Raw genomic sequence first — 1,164 nt, forward strand, 5'->3', positions numbered from 1 at the left:
TATCGTTTATTTACGAAGCCGATGTAAACAAAGTGTTGCTGTACGGACTAATCCCGATGATACCAGCTTGCCTGATTGGTGGTGTGTGGTTATCGCGCTTCTTTAAAAAAATTGATGTTACGCCACCTGAAGGGCTTTTTACTGAGAGGAAGTTCGAAAAAAGCGAACTGCCCGGATTGGGAATCAGTATTCTTTGCGCTGTTACCCCAATTATCCTGATGCTGATCGGAGCATTAGTTGATTTATCTTTTGGTCCGCCACCTGCAAAGGCAGAACTTACCAAAATGGGCATTGAAAATATCACCGGATTTTATCAGCATATTTTTATTGAAAAGGGTTTTAGTCCTGAATCAGTGAAAATTTTCTCCGGAATACTCACCTTGTTCAAATTTATGAGCGATGCCAATATTGCGCTTTTCATGGCGGTAATTGTTGCAATTTTTACGCTTGGACTGCGAAAAGGGCGAGGTATGGACGATGTTATGAACAGTTCGGCCAAATCGATTGGCGCCATCTCGATGATCGTCCTGATAATTGCCGGTGGAGGCGCATTCTCACAAGTTCTAAAAGACAGTCATGTAATCGAATACATCCGTTCTATTTCCGATTCTTTCCAAATGAACCCGTTGCTAATGGCCTTCCTGATCGCATCTGTTTTCAGGCTGGCGGTTGGTTCGGCAACGGTCGCAACCCTCACTACAGCTCCCATCATGCTGCCATTGGCCCAACAGGCCGGCGCTTCGCCCGAATTGATGGTACTGGCCACCGGCGCCGGAAGTGTGATGTGGTCGCATTTCAACGATTCAGGATTTTGGATGTTTAAGGAGTATTTTGGGCTCAGTGTAAAGCAGACCTTCCAAACCTGGACTGTTATGGAATCAGTAGTTGGAGTAGTTGGACTTATTACGGTACTGCTGATGAGCTTATTTATTTAACCTGTAAAAACCTTATCCATGAAGAAAAGTATTTTGCGAATTTTTAAAATTTCAGGATTCTTTTTCCTTTTTCTAATTCTTTCCCTGAATCCGGCATCGGCTCAAAACAAGGTAAAACTGAAAACAAGTCTGAATGCCTATTCTTTTAACTCACCGTTGATGAAAGATGAAATGAATCTGGACCAGCTTTTGGAGTATTGCGCTTCCCTGCAATTGGATGCCGTAGATA

2 protein-coding genes are annotated in these 1,164 nt (G+C 43.2%); both read left to right on the top strand.

Features of this window, described 5'->3' with window-relative positions; translation table 11 throughout:
- Positions 1–935 (top strand): Na+/H+ antiporter NhaC family protein (locus Q8M88_RS04335; RefSeq protein WP_305595020.1); only part of this gene is annotated, 935 nt, incomplete at its 5' end.
- Positions 936–953: 18 nt separating this feature from the next.
- The coding region (locus Q8M88_RS04340) for a hypothetical protein (protein ID WP_305595021.1) at positions 954–1,164 on the top strand (211 nt) is incomplete at its 3' end.

Origin of the sequence: Phenylobacterium sp., from assembly GCF_030693805.1 — a bacterium.
In the GTDB taxonomy this organism is placed as follows: domain Bacteria; phylum Pseudomonadota; class Alphaproteobacteria; order Caulobacterales; family Caulobacteraceae; genus Phenylobacterium.